This window comes from Nostoc sp. CCY 9925 (assembly GCF_963920935.1).
Taxonomy (GTDB): Bacteria; Cyanobacteriota; Cyanobacteriia; order Cyanobacteriales; family Nostocaceae; genus Nostoc.
In genome coordinates this window covers 30,994-51,011 of the sequence record NZ_CAWUDO010000034.1, presented here as the reverse complement: position 1 = coordinate 51,011, position 20,018 = coordinate 30,994, and the positions used below count along the sequence as shown (strand labels likewise).

At 41.6% G+C, this 20,018-nt stretch carries 14 protein-coding genes and 2 riboswitches; of the genes, 4 read left to right on the top strand and 10 right to left on the bottom strand.

All coding sequences use genetic code 11. The annotated features are described in order from the left end of the window. Positions 1–23: 23 nt before the first annotated feature. A complete protein-coding gene (gene kdpB, locus ACM0OY_RS18500) occupies positions 24–2,129 on the bottom strand; it encodes a potassium-transporting ATPase subunit KdpB (protein ID WP_414570307.1) in 2,106 nt (701 codons plus the stop codon). Between the two features lie 324 nt (positions 2,130–2,453). Continuing rightward, on the bottom strand, positions 2,454–4,139 hold the full coding sequence (gene kdpA, locus ACM0OY_RS18495) for a potassium-transporting ATPase subunit KdpA (RefSeq protein ID WP_414570306.1): 1,686 nt from the start codon (positions 4,137–4,139) through the stop codon (positions 2,454–2,456). Positions 4,140–5,150: 1,011 nt separating this feature from the next. Between kdpA and ACM0OY_RS18490 the strand changes: the two genes are divergently transcribed. Further along, positions 5,151–5,984 (top strand): dienelactone hydrolase family protein, encoded by an 834-nt coding sequence (locus ACM0OY_RS18490; RefSeq protein ID WP_414570327.1) that lies wholly within the window; start codon positions 5,151–5,153, stop codon positions 5,982–5,984. Positions 5,985–6,306: 322 nt separating this feature from the next. Here the strand turns inward: ACM0OY_RS18490 and ACM0OY_RS18485 are convergent, their stop codons facing one another. Together ACM0OY_RS18485 and ACM0OY_RS18480 are read right to left on the bottom strand one after the other, a co-directional pair. Continuing rightward, the gene (locus ACM0OY_RS18485) at positions 6,307–6,597 is read right to left on the bottom strand and encodes a hypothetical protein (protein ID WP_414570305.1); all 291 of its coding nucleotides are present in this window, start codon (positions 6,595–6,597) and stop codon (positions 6,307–6,309) included. A gap of 222 nt (positions 6,598–6,819) precedes the next feature. Next, positions 6,820–9,918 (bottom strand): MFS transporter, encoded by a 3,099-nt coding sequence (locus ACM0OY_RS18480; RefSeq protein ID WP_414570304.1) that lies wholly within the window; start codon positions 9,916–9,918, stop codon positions 6,820–6,822. A gap of 665 nt (positions 9,919–10,583) precedes the next feature. On the opposite strand from ACM0OY_RS18480, the gene ACM0OY_RS18475 reads away from it, so the two are divergent. Together ACM0OY_RS18475 and ACM0OY_RS18470 are read left to right on the top strand one after the other, a co-directional pair. Then, on the top strand, positions 10,584–10,796 hold the full coding sequence (locus tag ACM0OY_RS18475; protein WP_414570303.1) for a chlorophyll a/b-binding protein: 213 nt from the start codon (positions 10,584–10,586) through the stop codon (positions 10,794–10,796). A 40-nt stretch (positions 10,797–10,836) separates the two neighbouring features. After that, the gene (locus ACM0OY_RS18470; protein ID WP_414570302.1) at positions 10,837–11,049 is read left to right on the top strand and encodes a chlorophyll a/b-binding protein; all 213 of its coding nucleotides are present in this window, start codon (positions 10,837–10,839) and stop codon (positions 11,047–11,049) included. Between the two features lie 131 nt (positions 11,050–11,180). Here ACM0OY_RS18470 and ACM0OY_RS18465 read toward each other — a convergent pair whose 3' ends face one another. From ACM0OY_RS18465 to ntrB, 5 genes are all read right to left on the bottom strand, one after another. Further along, entirely contained in the window at positions 11,181–12,518 is a 1,338-nt protein-coding gene (locus ACM0OY_RS18465; RefSeq protein WP_414570301.1) for an SLC13 family permease, read from the bottom strand. 111 nt (positions 12,519–12,629) lie between these two features. Then, entirely contained in the window at positions 12,630–13,250 is a 621-nt protein-coding gene (locus ACM0OY_RS18460; RefSeq protein ID WP_414570326.1) for a universal stress protein, read from the bottom strand. A gap of 198 nt (positions 13,251–13,448) precedes the next feature. Beyond that, positions 13,449–13,640: riboswitch (cyclic di-AMP (ydaO/yuaA leader) on the bottom strand. Positions 13,641–13,671: 31 nt separating this feature from the next. Then, entirely contained in the window at positions 13,672–14,508 is an 837-nt protein-coding gene (locus tag ACM0OY_RS18455) for an ABC transporter ATP-binding protein (protein ID WP_414570325.1), read from the bottom strand. Between the two features lie 52 nt (positions 14,509–14,560). Continuing rightward, complete coding sequence (locus tag ACM0OY_RS18450) at positions 14,561–16,003, bottom strand: ABC transporter substrate-binding protein (RefSeq protein ID WP_414570300.1); 1,443 nt, start codon at positions 16,001–16,003, stop codon at positions 14,561–14,563. Between the two features lie 299 nt (positions 16,004–16,302). Next, positions 16,303–17,154 carry a nitrate ABC transporter permease gene (ntrB, locus tag ACM0OY_RS18445; RefSeq protein ID WP_414570299.1) on the bottom strand — a complete coding sequence of 284 codons (852 nt, stop codon included), beginning with the start codon at positions 17,152–17,154 and terminating at the stop codon, positions 16,303–16,305. 97 nt (positions 17,155–17,251) lie between these two features. Further along, a riboswitch (cyclic di-AMP (ydaO/yuaA leader) is annotated at positions 17,252–17,506 on the bottom strand. A 468-nt stretch (positions 17,507–17,974) separates the two neighbouring features. Between ntrB and ACM0OY_RS18440 the strand changes: the two genes are divergently transcribed. Next, complete coding sequence (locus ACM0OY_RS18440; protein ID WP_414570298.1) at positions 17,975–19,165, top strand: sensor histidine kinase; 1,191 nt, start codon at positions 17,975–17,977, stop codon at positions 19,163–19,165. An 84-nt stretch (positions 19,166–19,249) separates the two neighbouring features. Here the strand turns inward: ACM0OY_RS18440 and rnc are convergent, their stop codons facing one another. After that, positions 19,250–19,933 carry a ribonuclease III gene (rnc, locus tag ACM0OY_RS18435; protein WP_414570297.1) on the bottom strand — a complete coding sequence of 228 codons (684 nt, stop codon included), beginning with the start codon at positions 19,931–19,933 and terminating at the stop codon, positions 19,250–19,252. Positions 19,934–20,018: the final 85 nt, after the last annotated feature.

The following is a 20,018-nucleotide window of genomic DNA, read 5'->3' as shown; positions in this document are numbered from 1 at the left end:
CAGCATCTCTACTTTTGGTGTTGTTAAGCTAAGCCTACAGCCGTAATCAGCATATCTATAAATTTAATGGCGATAAACGGCGCAATTACCCCACCTAAACCATAAATTAAGATGTTACGTTGCAATAGCTGGTTAGCTGTTAAGGGTCTAAAACGCACGCCCTTCAATGCTAAGGGAATTAATGCTGGAATAATCAAAGCGTTATAAATCAGTGCTGATAATACAGCAGAATTAGGGCTGGTCAAATTCATAATATTCAGGCTTTGCAGGTTAGCAGCGACAAAGATTACTGGAATAATCGCAAAGTATTTAGCAATATCATTAGCGATGGAAAATGTAGTCAATGCGCCGCGAGTAATCAGCAATTGTTTGCCAATGCTCACAATGTCGATTAATTTTGTGGGATCGGAGTCCAAATCTACCATGTTGGCGGCTTCTTTAGCGGCTTGGGTTCCTGTATTCATAGCGACGCCGACGTTAGCTTGGGCTAATGCGGGAGCATCGTTAGTTCCATCCCCTGTCATGGCGACTAGTTTACCTGCTGCTTGTTCTTGTTGAATGACGCTGATTTTATCTTCTGGTGTGGCTTCGGCGATGAAGTCATCCACCCCAGCTTCTCTGGCAATGACGGAAGCTGTAATTCGGTTATCCCCTGTTAGCATGACGGTACGCACTCCCATACGTCGCAGTGCAACAAAGCGATCGCGGATACCAGGTTTTACAATATCTTTAAGATAAATAACTCCGTAGATTTCGTTATCTAGACTGACTGCTAGGGGTGTACCTCCCAGGTGAGAAACTCGTTCGTAGGCTGCATCTAGTTCTGGAGTATCGCGTCCGTTGCGCGAACGAACAAATCCTTTAATAGCTCCTACTGCTCCCTTCCTGGCTTCGTGTCCACCAGGTAAGTTTGTACCACTCATACGTGTTTTTGCGGAAAAATCGACTCCTTCAGCCTGACTGGAGTCAAAATCAAATCTTGCCCCTAATCTTTCTGCCAACCGCACAATCGATTTGCCTTCTGGAGTATCATCAAATACACTAGCTGCCCAAGCAACACTGGCAATTTCTGCCATAGTATGATCGTTGATCGGGATAAATTCTTCTGCCAAACGGTTGCCAAGGGTAATTGTACCTGTCTTATCAAGAACTAGAGTGTTGATATCACCACAGGCTTCTACGGCTCGTCCTGAGGTGGCAATGACGTTAAATTGAGCGACTCGATCCATACCGGCAATGCCGATGGTACTCAGTAATCCGCCGATGGTGGTGGGGATCAATGCCACTAATAAGGCAATCAAAATTGGGACGCTAACTGGACTATTGACATAGTAGGCAAGTGCAGGCAAAGTCGCCACAACAAACAAAAATACTAAGCTGAGAACTGCTAACAACACCGTCAAAGCAATTTCATTGGGTGTTTTGCTGCGTTCGGCGCCTTCCACCAAGGCAATCATCCGATCAATAAAACCTTTACCTGGGTCGGATGTGATGCGGATAATCAATTCATCTGAGATAATGCGTGTCCCACCGGTGACGGAACTGGCAACATCGGAACCTGATTCTTTTAATACTGGTGCGGATTCCCCAGTAATTGCCGATTCGTCCACCGAGGCAACACCCATGATGACTTCACCATCCGCGGGTATAATATCGCCAGCAACTACGTAAATATGATCGCCTTGTTTGAGGCTAGTGGATGAAACTTCACTAACTGCGCCATCGGCAGCGAGTTTTTTAGCGATCGTCTCTGATTTTGTAGACCGCAGGGCATCAGCTTGAGCTTTTCCCCGCCCTTCAGCTACGGCTTCAGCAAAATTAGCAAACCAAACTGTAAAGAATAAAATCCCTGATAACAAGCCGTTAAACAGTTGCGGGTTCTTTTGGTTGGTTGGGCCAAATAAGTTGGGATCGATCGTTAGCAATATAGTAACGATCGTCCCGACCCAAACCAAAAACATCACCGGATTTTTGATTGCATACTTAGGGTTGAGCTTGATAAAAGCATCTCGAACTGCCCTTAAGTACAGCCCCTTAGTATTTACCCTGGCCTTTTTACGTGCTTGACGGCGATCGCCAGGACGAGAATTTGGGCGTCTAGCTTTGGAGGTAGTTGCCGCTTTATTCATAAAGTTAGGAGTTAGAAGTTAAGAGTTAGGAGACGCGATTAATCGCGTCTGTACAAGAATTAGGAGTAGAGACACGATTAATCGCGTCTGTACAAGAAGAGTTAGGAGTAGAGACGTGATTAATCGCGTCTGTACAAGAATTAGGAGTAGAGACGTGATTAATCGCGTCTGTACAAGAAGAGTTAGGAGTAGAGACGCGATTAATTGCGTCTGTACAAGAAGAGTTAGGAGTAGAGACGCGATTAATTGCGTCTGTACAAGAGTTAGAAGTTAAAAATAAAGAGTTACTAATTCATAACTCATAACTCATAACTCATAACTTTTCTAGCTGCCAGAGGCTAGTTGCAAACCTTCGGCTATGGGGCCTAAAGCTAGAACCGGAAAGAAAGTCAATACTCCCAAAACGAGGGTTACTCCAGCGGTGATCCCAATAAATACCAAAGAATCAGTTCTCAGGGTGCCGGGAGTTTCGGGGACTGGCTGTTTGCGAGACATCCCATCAGCTAACAGTAGGATGGCAAACATCGGAATGTAGCGTCCTCCTATTAAGCTAACTAAAGTACTTAAGTTCCACCAGAGGCTGTTATCTTTCAATCCTTCTAAGCCAGAACCATTATTTGCCCCGGCTGAGGCAAATTCATAAACTACTTGGGAAATACCGTGATAGCCAGGATTGCTAATTCCAGATAGGGAAATGGGATAAGCTAAGGCGATCGCGCTGGGAATTAAAACTACAATTGGGTGAATTAACAGGACTACGCTGGCAAGGACGATTTCCCGTTTTTCAATTTTGCGTCCTAAAAATTCTGGGGTGCGTCCCACCATTAACCCAGTCAGAAAAACGGTGAGAATTAAGTAAATAAATAAGTAAGCTGTTCCAGTTCCTTGACCGCCCCAGATAATTTGGATAAATAAGTTGAAGAGAGTCGAAAATATTCCTTGTGGCATTAAGGAATCATGCATCCCGTTCACGGCACCACACATGGTGGCGGTGGTCATAACTGCCCACAATGCCGTTTGGGCCCAACCAAATCGGACTTCTTTACCCTCTAAACTCGGCTGTTCTAATCCAATGGTTCTATTTACCAGGGGATTACCTTGCAGTTCTGCCACGGCTGTGACTCCAACCAGTACTACAAAAACCGCAAACACCATCCAGAAAAGCAGCCACGCTTGTTTGATGTTGTTGGCAAACACGCCATAAGTGTAAATCAAGGCTGCTGGTATGGAAATCATGGCGATCATTTCGATTAAATTAGAAGCGCCATTGGGATTTTCAAAGGGATGGGCAGAATTAGCACCAAAAAAGCCACCGCCATTCTCGCCCAACATTTTGATCGCCTCAAAGGATGCTACTGGACCTCTGGCAATATACTGGGTTCCTCCTTCCAAGGTGGTCACATCCATAGTGTTGGCTAATGTTTGTGGTACACCTACTAAAACCAAGGCGATCGCAGCAATAATTGATATTGGCAGTAATATTCGTGTGATGGCACGGGTGAGATCTACGTAAAAGTTACCTAGTCGTCTACCCGTCAACCCCCGAATAAAAGCAATTCCCACCGCTAAGCCGGTGGCTGCGGAGGTGAACATCAAAAAGCCTAAAGCGGCTACCTGACTAAAATAACTCAACGTTGTCTCGCCAGCATAGTGTTGCTGGTCGGTATTCGTTAAAAAGGAAATAGTTGTGTGCAGCAATACATCCCAATTAGGCCTACCTAAGGCATTAGGATTCCAAGGTAAGAATTTCTGAAAAAATAGCAGTAAATACACCGAAATTCCCATCATCATATTAGTGTATATTACAGCCCGGATATATTGCCAGCCCGTCATATCATCTTTTCTGCGAACACCCGCTAGTACGTATATACTTCGCTCTATCGGGTTGATTAAAAAATCCAGCAGTGTTCTTTCTCCCAAGAAAACACGCGCCATGTATCTGCCAAATACCGGAGTAATTGCTACAACGATACACAGCGTTAAGCCGATTTGTAAAAATCCTTGTCCCATGTATTTTTCGCTCTATATAAACTTAAGTGCTGGCAAGCTAATTCCTAAAAATAACAGATGAACTGTTAATGTATTTGATTTCCTGTGACTTGGCGATATTTTATAGCAGTCCGCTTAAATTTTTGAACTTATTTGGGTCAACAGGCAAGAGGCAACGGTTCGGCTTTGCTCACCGTCTGAAGGCAAGAGGCAATAGTCAAGAAGTCTTTTCAAGTTATATTTGGCTTTGCAAAAATCAAATAGGATTACTACATATCACTGAAATAGTTCTCAATATTGCACCGTCTTAACTCATTCAGCAATTACTATTTTCCAGATACCTGTTAAACTTTGTGTTAAGAATATTTAAATTTTACTCTTATTCATCTATCCTGCTAGTTACTATCATTAGTTTATACAATAGATTTTTAATATTTGCTACTTGCAAAAATGTAGTAATTAGCTTTAATTTTGAAAATTATTTGCATGGTGCGCCAAGTACAGCGAAAGCGCGATAGGCAAAGAGTAGGGACGCAATTAACCCTTGTCTGTACAGGTAGAGAATTTTTTCATGCAATCAATATAGTAGTCCTGTATAAGAATTTTCCAGAAAAGAACTTAACCTATCATCAAAAATAATAATCACACTCAACAGGGAAGAAGGGTCAGGATAAAGCTGTGCTTTTTCCCCCTTTTGTAGTAATTGAAATTACTATAATTGCTTTTTTACGTATTTTTTTATACTACACTTGATTACTGTCAAACAAGATTTATTGCTAATGTCGAATCATTCATAAGTTTTGTTTAAGCATTGCTAGCGATCGCATAAGCATTTGCTTAAATATAGCGATATTGACAATGAATATCGCTATGTTACTCACCACAAGCCAGTTATTTACAACTGCGATCGCCTCGGTTGTTGCACATATATAGTCAATATTCCCGTATGCTGATTGCGAAAGCCTAGTATTTATTTTATAGTACTGTACGGATAACAAACAACAGAGTTTTCGCCAATTCAAGGTAGAGATGATGAAAGAAATAACTCGCCGCAAATTTATCGCCACAGCCACCTTGGCGACGGGTTTTGCTTTGGCAGTGCAACCGATTTCTGCCGGAGTCATCACCACTGATACCAAGGGGTTGGTCGCTGGTGCAGTGAAAATTCCCGTTAAAGATGGCGAAATTCCTGCCTATAGAGCAGTACCCGCCAGTGGGGAGAATTTCCCCATTGTTCTGGTACTCCCGGAAATCTTTGGCGTACACGAGCATATTCAGGATATCACTCGCCGCTTTGCCAAGTTGGGGTATTTGGCGATCGCTCCGGAATTGTTTGTCCGTCAAGGCGATGTTTCAAAATTAAGCAGTATCGACGAAATTCGCCCAATTATTGCCAAAGTACCAGATGCCCAAGTTTTATCTGACCTTGACGCCACGCTAAACTGGGCTGTGAAATCAGCTAAGGGTAATGCAAATAAATTAGCAGTTACAGGCTTTTGTTGGGGTGGCCGCATCACCTGGCTATACGCAGCGCACAATCCCAAGGTGAAGGCAGGTGTAGCATGGTACGGGCGACTCGTCGGTGATGCTACTCAACTTCAGCCCAAGTATCCCGTTGATATCGCATCAAAACTGACAGTCCCGGTTCTCGGACTTTATGGTGGTCAGGATACAGGTATCCCTATAGATACAGTAGAGCAAATGCGCGATCGCCTCAAGTCCAGCAGCAGTAAATCTGAAATCATTGTCTACCCTGATGCACCCCACGCATTTTTTGCCGATTATCGTCCCTCTTACCGCGAAACAGAAGCTAAGGATGGTTGGCAGCGCCTTTTGGCGTGGTTCAAGAAAAATGGCGTGCAATAAGCTACTATCCATTTGAGTTGCATATTTACTGGATTATGCTGTTTCCCAATGAATAAAAAAGAGGTGTTTGCAAACACCTCTTTTGATTACTGTTCTTTATTATTGACTCGATTATAAACTGTTCGTCAGCATATCTAAATTTGATAAAAATCTTGTAGGGTGGTCATCTTGCCCGCCCTAATTAATTATGCAATTTAAATGTGCAGCTGCTTATATCATTTCACTTTAAAATCGATACAAATAGGCAGCAGGGCGTAGGGACCAAGGGGGAAGAATTTAAAGACTAATCATTTGTATCAGAATTTTCGTGAATTGGTATTAACTACAGAATTTTTGATGCAATAATAACAATGAATACGGCAAGACCTAGCGCTCTGCGAAAATAATTAACGCCATCAAATAATTCCAGCCACGCCCAAGTGAACAAGGAGCCATCTGCCAGTACATCTAATACTGTATTGATTTTGCCAGTTGTCAAAATTAGAGATAGTAAACTAGCTACTGCCCAGAGAATAAGTGGTGGGTTTGGCGGCTGAGCTAAAACAATTTTGCCATTACTGTCACGGAAGATTTTATCAAATAATGTATTTTCTGTATTTCCTGTGTTTTCCATTATTTTCAATTCCTACTTAGCTAAAGATTATTAACTTTTACCGGATGGTCTGTTACTAATAAGCCGAGATTTTGTTGCAAGTTCTTTCATAAAATTAAAACATTCAACAAATCTCAAACAACTATCTAATTGCTGAGATTGCAGCGCTAAAAACTAATGACATAGAAATAGAAAAGCCTCCCCATCGGGAGGCTGAAAATTTAGCGGAGACAACTTATAAACTTAGAGAAGAACTACAGCGATCGCTCCTCCCAATGCGGAGAAAATAGCGGAGACGACTGCTGTGGCAAACAACCACCAAGCTGCTGTAGCTGCGGCTTTCCGGGTTTCTTCTGCTTGCCGTTGTGCTTGATGTTTCACTTCTTCGAGGCGGCGTTGAGCTTCGTGCTGTAGGCGTTCTGCACGTTGTAATACTGTGTTCCGTGCCCGTTCAATTTGGTCGATGATCCGGTTGGCATCCTCCTGGGAAATGTCCTCACGAGAACTCATAATTGCCACTAGGGTATCACGATCGAAGGAAGACAGGCGATCGCGCAGAGCTTCAAACCCAGCTTGGGGATCTTCAAAAAAGATGCGAACATCGCGCTTGATACTATCATAGTTCAGTTCTGGGCGATCCAGAGAGTTAAGATAGTTGCGGATGCGGGCAAAAACTCCGTCAATTGCATCTTGAATGCCTCGTTGGATGCTCCGCACTTGTTCAACAAATTGATCTCTAACTGAAACGATGTTATCAGCAATCTGCGCTGCTTCTTCATCGGTGATATCTTCACGAATTTTCAGCAGGGTGATAATGGTAGAACGATCAAAATGAGCTAGGCGATCGCTAAAATTTTCTACCCCCACTCGCGGATCGTGCAACAGGAGTTGTAGGTCGCGTTTGATACCTTCTGGGTTGAGTTCTTCTTTACCACTTTGGCGCAGATATTCTTCCAGATAAGCTTTGAATGTATCTACTCTTTGCTGTGTTCTGGTAGCTAAACGACGAGGCGCACGTACAATGTTGCGAATTGAGGTTTGTACAGAATCAATGATTTCATTGACTTGCTGCTCGCTCAAGTCTTGACGTTGACTGAGCAGTTTCACCAATGTATCCCGGTCTACTTGGGACAACCGACGGCGTAGTGCTATGGCTCCATCTTGGGGATTTTCAAATAATCTATTCAAATCCCGTTGAATACCTTCTGGATTGAGTTCTTGTTTGCCAGTATTCCGGAGGTAATCTGCGATGGTGGTGGTCACCGATTCGTATTGCTCTTTAGCTTTATGTGCTAAAGCTTGGGGTGCATGGCGGATACCATGCCACGACTCTTCAACAGTATTGATGATTTGATTAACTTGGTCTTGGGTCAAATCTTCCCGCTGGCTCAACAACTGTACCAAAGTATCGCGGTCAAAGCGAGACAATCGCGCCCGAATGGCAGAAATTCCAGCTTGGGGATCTTCCAGTAGCCTTTTAAGGTCGGCGCGGATGGCATCAGGATTCAGTTCTGCTTTGCCAGTGTTACGCAGATATGATTCGACATTCAACCACAGAGTTTCTGCTTGATATTGTGCTTGTTCTGCCAGACTTTTGGATTCAATTAAAGCGCGATCGCGTTGTTTTTCCAACTCGTCCAAAATGCTGTCTACTTCATACAGTTGGATATCACTACGTTCTAGTAATATCTGCCGCATTTCGGTACGTTCAACCTGCGCCAGCCGCAACACCAGAGTTTCATAATCTGCTTCTGGGTCTTGCAACAGTGATTTGAAATCCCGTTCAATGCCTTCGGGTGTCAAATCTGCTTTCGGAGTAACCAGCAGATAACTTTCAACTCGGCGTTGCAAGTCTTGTACGATTTCTCTTTCTTCTTGGGCTGTGACTGTGAGCAACACTTCTTTGCGGACAGTTTCTAGTCTGTCTGCAATGCGCTGAATTTGGGTTTGGGTAAGTAGTCCCCGCTGTTGCAAAATATTGACAAAATCGTTGCGGGATAGTCCTTCTAGTTCCCTGCGAATTGTCCCAGGATCGGCTGCTTGGTCGTAGATGACATCGGCAAATTCCTGACCAATTCTTTCTGGGCTGAGTTGCCAAGCATAGGTATTGAACAGGTAATTTTCCACATCAGCCCGAATTGGGCTATAGGGTTGGGATGGTGTGGGCAAACCTAGCTTATCTGCTTGTTTGGTAACTTTGTCTTTGGCAGTGGTCAGACTACCCAAGATTTTTTCCACGTCCAAATCAGATAAATCAGTCCGTCCCAAGACTATGCCAGTTAAAGCAGAGAGTCCTTGTTGCAGTGTGCTTTGAATTGGGCCAGGTGCGGCTTTTTGCTCAGATTCCTTGGAACCACGCATTTCTGCCACTAACCGATCCAGCTTGGTATTGAGCTCATCTGTCTTGGTTTGTCCGGGTGGCAGTGATTTGAGATAGTCGATTAATTCACCTAAACGGTCTTGGGTGGGTGCTTGCTGACTGACTACCTGTTGCCAAACTTTATACAAAGTATCAGCAATGCGACTAACATCTCTTTTGGAAAGGTCGGTACGACTGCTGACTAAATCGATAAACTTTTGGCGATCAATATTGCGGAGGTCTGGAGTCCCCGCGATCGCTTTTATTTGCGGATCGTTGAGTAAATTTTCAAAATCACTGCGAATCCTCGATAAATCTAGTTCTGGCGGACGCAGCTTTTCTAAGTAATCTTCTATGTTTTCCCGGATGCTTACTGGGTCGATGGCGCTTCCTAGTTCCCGACGCACAGCAGCTGCCGCGGCTTCAGCTGTAGCTACAACTTGGTTATTAACAGCTTTTGCCCCTAGTGCAGCAGTCGCTGTTCCCATAATCGCCTGAAAACCGGAGGTTGCCGTATTTACAACCGAACCAATTAACGAACCTACGGTGGTGGAACTTACCCAAACCAGCAGCAAAAAGTAAGCACCCCAAATCACCAAACCGAGAATTGCTCCTAACCTTGGGTCTAAAATCACAAGGCTCAGCTTCACAGCCAGGAAACAGGCAATTAATAAAGCGATAGTTACAGTGACTAATGTCCAGATTCCTACTGCTGTACCAACTTTGCGAATGGTGCCGCCCACACTTCCGACTTCGCCACCACTTGAATCTGAGTCGGATGGACGCCCCAGGTAGGAAATACCGGCTGCAACGGAGAGATTAGTCAGGACTAATTGAAAAGCAAAGGCTAAAATCACGCCGGAGATTAAAGCCACAAAAAAACGCGGCCCCGAAGGCGTGATCACTGAGGGATCTACTGGAACCTGTGCCACCCATAATAGTGGCTTATAGAGTCCCAGCATGATTTCCGTACTTTGAAACATTGTATTTCCTTGTCTTAGTGTTTAATTTTTGGGCGGATTAAGAATTTCCAAAAGAAATAACTCTTAGTATTTATCTGTGTACCTATGGCAATACCTAACTCTTTAGATCAGAATCGTGGAATTTAGGTGTTTAAAGCATCTCTCCAAAGATTGAAAAGCCTATACAGCGGAAGATATAAATTTTATTATCTCTTGGTGCAAATATTAATCAAATTGGTACTTGCTACTAATATATATAACGTTATTTTTTAAATTTTTAATTGCTTTTATCGCGTTTATTTTTAATTAAATTATAGTTTGCTCACAAATCCAAAGCATTTATTGAAGTACCTATTTTTATCACCCTCTCAAGGTTGATTTGTCTCCAAAAAGAAATTATTAACCATCGTCCAGAAGAAGTGCTTGTAGTTTGTGTCCACAGGCAGAAAGCAATTTAAATTTAAATAGATACATTAAAGTTAACAAATAAAGAATTGAGAGCAAAAAAATGGCAACTAACTATTGTAGAAATTCGCCAATAATTGGAACCGGATAAAACGCAATTGTCAGTTGTACTTTGTTTGTTGCAATTAACAAATGGCTAATGACAGTCTTACCCAAAGAATGTGCATCCAAGATTGCACATAAAAGACTTAAAAAACAGTTGAATTTAAGAGGAAAAAACAATGGAAACTCGTGAAACTCGTCCATCTACTGATTTACCACCAGTTGCTACAGCTTACAACGGCCGCGATCGCAATGAATTTTTGTTTGGCTGGACTCCCCAAGCGGAAATCTGGAATGGTCGTTTTGCAATGATTGGTTTTGTTGCTTATCTACTTTGGGATTTAGCCGGTTTTAGCGTCCTGCGTGACATCCTACGGATAGTTGGCTACTAAAGGTTAAAATCCTAAAAAATAGTAAACTTTGGAGGAAAAAATGGCAACTAAAGAAACTCGTCCATCTACTGATTTACCAGCAGTTGCACCAGAATATAACGGTGTAGACCGCAATGCGTTTTTGTTTGGCTGGACTCCCCAAGCAGAAATTTGGAATGGTCGCTTGGCAATGATTGGCTTTGTTTTCTATTTACTTTGGGATTTAGCCGGCTATAGTTTTGTGCGTGACGTATTGCATATCATCAGATATTAGCGATCACTAAACGAAAATCCCGACTTCTTAGCAGTTGGTGAATGAGGGGTCTTACCCCTCATTTATGCATAAAATGGTTGGTAGAGACGTTGCATTGCAACGTCTCTATGAATTATGAATTTTAAATTCTGCTAGAGCAAAAAGCGAACTAACACATAAAAAGCCGAAGTTATTAGTTGCAATAACATCACTGGAATACCATATTGCAAAAAAGTTTTAAACGATATTCGCCGTCCATACTGCTCAGAAATACCAGCAGCTACGATATTAGATGATGCTCCCACTAGTGTGCCATTACCTCCCAAAGTTGCACCGAACATCATGGCATAAAACAGTGGTAATACTTCTGGGGGAAACTGTCCTTGAAAATCTTGTGCTAGAACTTCTGCGGGTGCTAAACCAACAGTGACAATATACTGTTTGAGTAAGGGCACCATTCCCACTACTAAAGGAATATTAGGCACTACGCTAGATAATAGCCCCACAAAAAATAACAAAACTAACGAAGCAAGAATAATATTTTTTCCTAAAATAGCTGCAAAAATTCCTGATAAACCATTGATTACACCTGTTTTTTCCAGCCCTCCTATTAACACAAAAATACTCATAAAAAATATTAATGTACTCCAATCTACATCCCGTAAAATATTATTAACTGAATCAATTTTGCTGTGGTGAGATAACAGTAAAGCTAAAGCCGCTCCTAATAAAGCCACAGCAGCAGGAGAGATGGGAACTGTTAGAGATTCTCCAATTACAAAAAACAGCAGCACAAAAAAGACAATAACTGCACCCACACTTAAAGCTCGCGGATGATTAATTTGAGGATGTGGCAGTTCTTCGAGATTATCTAGTTGTGTATTCCATATTTTACGGAATAAAAATGGTAGTGTCACAATTACTGTGACAACAGCAATTACTCCTCCTAAACTCAATTTCAATAAATAGTCAGTAAAACTAATATTCACTGCATCACCAACAATAAATGTAGCGGGGTCGCCAACTAAAGTTAGCAGTCCGGCACTATTAGCAACAAATACCATTAAAATCAATAATGGTACGAAATTTATGCCAACTTCTTGCGCCATTGGTGGAATTAAAGGTGCTAACAACATAACTGTTGTGGCATTAGGCAAAACGGCACAAATTGGTGTGACAATAGCCACAATACCGAGTAATAGACGCTTGCCTTGTCCTTTAGCAAGGATGACTATTTGAGTAGCTAAATATTCAAATATTTTGGTAGGCTCAAAAGCTCGTACTAGCACCATAACTCCAAAGAATAAACCGAGCGTTCCATGACTATTGCCGATGTAACCAACAGCTTGTTCTAAGGTCATGACGTTGGTAAAAACTAATAACAATGCTCCCAATAACGCGGCAATGGTGAGATGTACCCATTCGGTCATCACTAAAATGATGACGCCGATAAATGTAATCACACTGAGGATGGCTTGCCAGTTTTCCACACTCTAACTCCGAAGTTTAATTGATTGGATAGTAGCGAAAAAAGCCACCTAAATGTAGGTGACTTATCTAAGATGAGAATTTGATATAATTATTGAAATTCTGAATAGCAGTTATTCATCAATACAGGTAGGAATACCCAAAACGGCGCAGGGAAAATCAGAATCTAGTGCCTCAATCATGGGGTGATTAACAGATTTACAGCCAACAAATAGGATATCGGCAGCTTCTAATTCCACAACTTTTTTCAGCTCTGTGGAAATAGAACCAAACCGCAAATGAGATTTGAAAGAACCTTGCCATTCTTCCGCCAAACTCCGTGCTTGCCAAAGAATTCTATCCGCTTCTTGCAAGGGAGTCATGACTGTCTGCAATTTGGGTTGAGTTAAGACAACTGTGGCAGATTTTGATATTTCACTAACCTGACATTCTAATGAAGGCTGTTGTATGGGAAAATTCAAGATGTTTGGATAGTGGCTGCTTTCATTGTCTTCTAATACATAAACAGCTTGGACTGTAACTTCTGTATTGGTGGCCAAACGTGTTTGGTGGGCAATCCAAAAGGCAAGATCCAATGCCGTATGACTGTTAGGAGAAGCATCATAGGCAACAATTAAGTTAACTGAATTTGCTGCGGGAGATTGTTGAGAAAATGGATTTTTGGGTTCTGGCAATAATACCATTTGTTCAATTAAGTCATTTCGACCTATGGCACTTTGCAGACGTGCTAACATTGGCTTAATTTTCACAGTTTTACTTCTCCAAATTAAACGAACAAGCAATGAGAAGCTGGGCGACCAATTTTGGATTTTGGATTTTGGATTTTGGATTTTGGATTGTTCTGCAAAAACCCAATCTAAAATCGAAAACCTAAAATTTAAAATCGGTAGAGGAAACCCCAATAACAACTGTATTACAGCCAAAGTGTTGGGGGTTCCTTCCATTGCCTACGGAGTTAGCTGACGGGCTAAGACTGGAAGGTGTCTCTCTCTTGGGAGTCCTGAGTACTGAGTTAATATTAATAATTAATAACTCCTGACTCTTAACTCCTCACTTCTTATGTATGAGATTAGCCCCACAATATGGTTCCTCCGCTTCAAATCCAGGTTTGGTGAATTTGAATTAGGCTACCCGCTAAAAAAATGATAATCTACTTTACTCGTGTTGCGTGAAATATCGATCTAGGAAATTTAGGGCGTGGTTGCGGAGTTCAAAATATTCTTTTGAGTTTCGCATGGCAGCGCGATCGCGTGGATGCTCAAAAGGAACTTCTAAGATCTCACCGATATTAGCAGCTGGGCCGTTGGTCATTAATACGATGCGATCGGACATGTAAATTGCTTCGTCTACATCGTGGGTAATCATCATCACTGCTTGGCGATGATTTTCCCAAATATCCAATACTTGCCGCTGCAATTTCCCACGAGTGAGTGCATCTAGCGCTCCAAAAGGTTCATCCATTAGTAACATTTTGGGGCGAATTGCTAAAGCTCTGGCAATACCTACTCGTTGTTTCATACCTCCAGAAAGTTCATCAGGATACTTATCAGCCGCCGCCGTTAAGTTTACCATTGACAAGTGTTCGTTTACAATGCTAATTTTTTCAGATCGATTAGCATTTTTTAACACTTCATCCACAGCTAAACGGATATTTTCTCGCACTGTTAACCAAGGTAACAATGCGTAATTCTGAAACACCATCATCCTGTCTGCTCCTGGCTTACGAATTTCTTTTCCATCTAAGAGTACTGAGCCAGAAGTTGCTTTTTCAAAACCACCGATAATCTTCAGTAGGGTTGATTTTCCACAACCAGAGTGACCAATTACAGAAATATATTCATTTTCACCAATCGTTAGATTAACTCCATCTAACACAACAAAATTCTCTTTATCTGGTGTCGGATAAGACTTAACTAAATTTTCAATTTCCAAAAATCCAGGACGGGAGATAACTTGGTTCTGAGTATCAATAGGCAATGAGGTATATTCCATCATCAAATGCTCCAACAATAATTTAGTCACGGCCAATATTTGAATTTGGTATTTAAGACATGAAAAAACTAGTGGGAGCATTAGCCCTGATAGCAAAACTATTCAGATAGCCCACTGGATCGCTGGGATCAAAGCCTTTCTTATCTATAAATACTTCTGGTGGTTCAACTTTGTAATCATCCTTAGGACACTCAATGCCCATTTCAGTTGCTATCTCTCGATATAAATCCGTTCTCCAACCTCTTTCGGCTAGTTTCTCGGCATCTTTAGGAAATGCTTTAATTTGTCCCCACCTTGCGGCTTGAGTCATCAACCAAATACTTCTAGATCTCCATAAAAATGTCGAGTGTTCTCCTGGCTGTTTGGCAAGGTTGTCTGGAATATCGTAGAAAATTGTGGTGTCAGCGGCTTGAATGGTGCGGTCTTTGCCATCAAAGCCGCCATAGTTGTAGTTACCGACAATTGCCGGACCGGTATACTTGGCAATTGGAGCATTTTTATTTTTGGGTCTTGCCCCTGTAAAGGAACGGTCTGTCAGCAGTTCGGCAACTTCTTGGCGATTTTCCACTTTGCTGCAATACTGGCAAGCTTCAATCATGGCTTTGACCAGAGAACGATAGGTTTTAGGATATTTTTCGATGAAAGATTCCATCACTCCCAAAAGTCTGTCTGGATGTCCCTGCCAAACTTCTTTGCCTTGGGCAAAGGTAAAGCCGATGTTTTCGTTTCCTGTAATTGCTCTGGTGTTCCAAGGTTCTGCAACCATATAAGCTTGCATGGCGCCAATTCGCACGTTTGTCACCATCTGAGGCGGCGAAACAATGATGACGCGAAATTCTTTGAAAGGATCGACACCGGCGGCGGCGGATATGTAACGGATAAAGTATTCGTAAATGGAGGAACTCAGCACAACTGCCCAAACTTTATTTTCTGGTGGCTGACTATCGAAGTAGCCTCGAAAATCTTTGCCAAAGGCTTCTAGGGCGCCATCGCCATATTTTTCTTGGTACTCGTACCACGGACGCAGCCCAAAATCCCACATGGCTTTGTTCATGGTCATGGCGTTACCGTGGCGGTGGATGGTCATCGCAGCACACAGGGGGGCGTGTCGTGCGCCTTCGGCACCAATTCTGGCGTTGGTAACGGCGCCGGATACTACGGGTGAAGCATCCAAGCGACCAAAGATTAAGCCGTCGCGGGAGTTTGCCCAACTGGCTTCGCGGTTGAGTGTGACGTTTAAACCATATTTGCGGAATAAGCCTTTTTTCCAGGCGATCGCAAATGGTGCACAATCATTAACGGGAACGTATCCAATGGTAAGATCGGGTTTTTCTAAATCGTCAGATTTAACTACTGGTTGCACAGCTAAGGCTTCTTCTGTTAATCCTTGCGCGGATCTATCTCCTGAAATTGCACAGGAAGATAAGGCGATTCCGGCTGTGGTTGCTCCTATTCCTTTGATAAAATCTCGTCGAGTGTAGTTATGGTCACTCATTTTTGTGGCTCCATTGGTGACTCAATTTCGGATTTTGGATTTTAGATTTTAGATTGATTTCATGCATGAATACTTTCTCTGAAATCAATCATTTTTGAATTGTTAAATTCAAAATCCAAAATTTAAAATTCGATGATTAATTGCTGATGCAAAGACGCAAAGGCGCAAAATTAAAGCAGTTGTCTACTTTGGTGCAAAACAATTTGCAGCAGATTCCAAGAAGCGCAAATTACACCATCTAAGTCTCAAAGCTAGGCTGAGAGACTATTCTAATTCTGACTTCTGAATTCTGCTGTAATTTAGTTGGAAGGTGTGGGACGCCGAGTTACTATTTCTTGGATTTTACCAACAGCGTAATCAAGAATTAATCCGGTTACGCCAATTACTAATACGGCTAGAAAGACTGAACTCAAATTTAAGCGACTCCATTCATCCCAGACGAAAAAGCCAATGCCAATACCGCCTGTGAGCATTTCTACGGCGACGATTACCAGCCAAGCGATGCCTAAACTAATTCGCAAACCTGTAAAAATATAGGGCAAACTTGCAGGCCAAATGATTTTTATAATCTGCCGCCAACGGGGCATTTCTAATACTCGCGCCACATTTAAATAATCTTTGGGAACGCTAGAAACTCCTAAGGCGGTATTAATAATTGTCGGCCATAAGGAGGTAATAAAGATGACAAAAATGGCTGAAGGCTCTGCTAAGTTGAAAATAGCTAAGGCAATGGGCAACCAAGCTAAAGGCGATACGGGTTTAAAAATTTGAATGATGGGATTGAGAGCTAGCATTGCCGGTCTGGACATGCCAATGAGAAACCCTAGAGGTATGGCTACTAACGCACCTAATAAAAAGCCTAGTATTACCCTTCGCAGACTTGCTATTAATAACCAACCAATTCCTAAGTTGCCCGGCCCTCGCTGGTAGAAGGGATTTAAGATGTAGTCCAGATTAGCTGATAGTGCTTCTGGTGGGGTGGGCATTAATTCGTGGTTGGCAAGTGCAACAATCCACCACAGCACAATTATTCCCAAAAAACCCAAAACAGGTAAAAAGAAGACATCTTTGCTGATGACGGGTTTTGCTTTTTTCCAAGCAGTTTGTCCAGCGATCGCCGCGATCGCTGCTAAATTCAATTGAAAGATCATTATGGAACCTCAACAGGGTTAAGTGCAGGTACAAGAAATTGAGCAGTACCAGCCTCGGACACTGATGAGATCGGAACATTATGAAAATGCCGTCTCTTCAGTCTCTTCTCAATGCCTACGAAGTTAGCTGACGGGCTAGGGCTGAGAGATGCCCCTCTGAAGAAAGTTGTTAGTTGTTAGTTGGGAGTCAGAAGTGAGGAGTGAGGATTTAATTAAAAACTCATAACTCATAACTCATAACTCATAACTCATAACTCATAACTCATAACTTTCTCCAAGATACGCCCCACAATTTGGTTCCTCCGCTCCAGCGTTACACACTTTGATGTGCTGGATTAGGCTGACTTACTCTAATAGGTACGAAATTATGCACAATACAACATCAACGTGAAGAGTATAACATTAACGCTCAGTAAAAATCATCTCTCTTCTAAAAAATATTGTTTATTTTAATACTTAAATCAAGTTATTAACCTTGTTTTTACTTAATCAATAAATATTATATTCTTTGAGAAATTTAGTTATTTTAGAATTAAAATCACTGTATAGTCGGTGAAGCAGCAGTAATCTAGTCAATGTTCAACATTGTTAACTACTAGATTTTTATTAATGAAGATAATATATATTATACAGAAAAATTTTATATACTGAAGTTTGTCGAGCGATACGTCAAGTTTTTGCTAGCCGACGCAACGATAGATGAAATTTATTACTTTTGATAGGTGAATTTTGGAAGTTTTTTTGGTAAAACGTCGCTCTAGTGGATAAACTATTTGCATATGGAAATTTACTCATCTCTCTGTTAGCTGAATTTAACATAATGGATTTTAGTCAATTCCTGGCTGAAAAAACTGATACCATCCTTGATAAGTGGGTGAGAGCAGTTCGCAAAGATCAACAGATTGAAAGTGCTGATGATTTATCTTATACAGCCATCAAAAACCATATTCCTAATGTTTTGAAAGCAATGGTAACGGTACTTTCAAAATCTGAGGATAATGATATTCAGTCGATAATTGTTGCCAGTTTTGAGCATGGGGCGATTCGAGCGGAACAAGGTTTTGATGCAACAGAAATTGCCAGAGAATATCATCTGTTAAGAACAGTAATATTTGACACTATTCACCCATATTTACTGAAAGGAACACCCGCAGAGATAATTCGTTCTATGCGTTTGATTGACGCTATTGTAGATGAAGCGATCGCTCGGTGTTTTAAGAGTTATGTTGAAGAACGCTTGCGAGAATTGAGGCAGTTACAAATATCATTAACGCTGCACAATCAGGAACTCACGCGGTTAATTAGCGCCAATCAAGAGTATATTTCCCAACTAGCCCACGAATTAAAACATCCTCTAACTTCAATTATTGGTTACTCGGATTTGTTTTTACGCCAACAACGAAGAAAGTCCAAGATAAAAGACAACTATACTAATTTAGAACATATTGAACGGGTGCTACGCAATGGTAGACAATTACTTCACTTAATTAATGATGTACTGGAACTTTCGCGGTATGATGCGGGACAGATAAAACTCCAACTAGAACCCACCAATGTGCCGGAACTCATTAATAATGTCTGTGAAATGTTGGAACCTTTAGCTGTGGAGAAAAACTTACAAATCGTAGTAGATTGCGATCGCGCTCCTGAAGAATTATTTACAGATTCTTTTCAATTGCAACAGATTGTTACAAATCTTATTAGTAATGCAATTCGCTACACAGAGTCGGGGACTATTATTGTAATGTGTCAGGTGTTGGAAAAACACAGATGGGCGATCGCAATTTCTGACACTGGAATTGGCATTGCACCGGAAGACCAAGCCCAGATATTTGAACCCTATTTTCGTGTCAGTGCTAGCGATCGTTCTTACCTTCCTGATAGTACAGGATTAGGATTGGCAATAGTTTGGCGGTTAGTAAAACTATTACAAGGTGAAATTAACTTAGTTTCTGAAGTGGGGATTGGTTCAACTTTCACTGTGGTTTTACCATTGGAAGTGAAGATGTAATAAATTTTATTTAAATTCCAACAACTTTGCTTGGAATGATTTTGATTTGGTTTCTTCACATTTGGATGTAATAAAAAATTATTTCTACACTAAACCTTGTTTTTTCAACTTAGCTAGCGCATCTTCAGCAGCAGCTTTCTCAGCATCTTTTTTATTACGTCCCTTACCTTCGCCATAGATTTTTTCATCTACAAGTACTTTAGCTATGAACTCTGGTGCGTGAGACAAACCGCCTGTTTGGACAGTGAAATATTTAGGAGGAGTTTGGGTAACATTGCGTTGTACCCATTCTTGAAAACGATTTTTTGAGTCTACATTAGAACGAGAAACAACAATTTCTTCAGGTACAGAATCAAACAGCGGTTCTATAATTGCCCGAACTGCTTCAATATCTGAATTATGATCTAAATAATAAGCACCAAGAACAGCTTCAAATGTGCTGCTAAGTAAATTGGGATTGTAGTATCCTCCGTCTTGAATAGCACCTTTTCCTAGCCGCATTTTAAAGTTTAAATCTACTTCTTCTGCGAACTTTGCCAGTTGCTTTTCATCTACCAATGCAGAACGCCGCCGCGTTAATTCGTCTTCTCCCTTGTGTGGGTGACGGCGATAGAGATATTCACCACTTAAGAAATTCAGCAAAGCATCACCGAGAAATTCTAGGCGTTCGTTATGTTCGCCTTCTCCTGGGTTTTCATGAACATAAGAACGGTGAGTCAGCGCACGGCGTAGAAGTTTTTCATCATGGAATGTTAGAATCTTATGCATTTTTATCTTTTGTTTATTTTTCCTGGTTAATTGAGTGAAAAGGGCAGGTAAGATACCCACCCTAAAAGATAAGATACTCAAACAA

Coding starts and splice junctions, on each gene's coding strand:
- ACM0OY_RS18460 (WP_414570326.1), bottom strand. CDS start 13,250: ATGTTAGCACGTCTGCAAAGTGCCATAGGTCGAAATGACTTAATTGAA.
- rnc (WP_414570297.1), bottom strand. CDS start 19,933: ATGCATAAGATTCTAACATTCCATGATGAAAAACTTCTACGCCGTGCG.
- kdpA (WP_414570306.1), bottom strand. CDS start 4,139: ATGGGACAAGGATTTTTACAAATCGGCTTAACGCTGTGTATCGTTGTA.
- ACM0OY_RS18475 (WP_414570303.1), top strand. CDS start 10,584: ATGGAAACTCGTGAAACTCGTCCATCTACTGATTTACCACCAGTTGCT.
- ACM0OY_RS18440 (WP_414570298.1), top strand. CDS start 17,975: ATGGATTTTAGTCAATTCCTGGCTGAAAAAACTGATACCATCCTTGAT.
- kdpB (WP_414570307.1), bottom strand. CDS start 2,129: ATGAATAAAGCGGCAACTACCTCCAAAGCTAGACGCCCAAATTCTCGT.
- ACM0OY_RS18450 (WP_414570300.1), bottom strand. CDS start 16,003: ATGAGTGACCATAACTACACTCGACGAGATTTTATCAAAGGAATAGGA.
- ACM0OY_RS18485 (WP_414570305.1), bottom strand. CDS start 6,597: ATGGAAAACACAGGAAATACAGAAAATACATTATTTGATAAAATCTTC.
- ACM0OY_RS18480 (WP_414570304.1), bottom strand. CDS start 9,918: ATGTTTCAAAGTACGGAAATCATGCTGGGACTCTATAAGCCACTATTA.
- ntrB (WP_414570299.1), bottom strand. CDS start 17,154: ATGATCTTTCAATTGAATTTAGCAGCGATCGCGGCGATCGCTGGACAA.
- ACM0OY_RS18455 (WP_414570325.1), bottom strand. CDS start 14,508: ATGGAATATACCTCATTGCCTATTGATACTCAGAACCAAGTTATCTCC.
- ACM0OY_RS18470 (WP_414570302.1), top strand. CDS start 10,837: ATGGCAACTAAAGAAACTCGTCCATCTACTGATTTACCAGCAGTTGCA.
- ACM0OY_RS18490 (WP_414570327.1), top strand. CDS start 5,151: ATGAAAGAAATAACTCGCCGCAAATTTATCGCCACAGCCACCTTGGCG.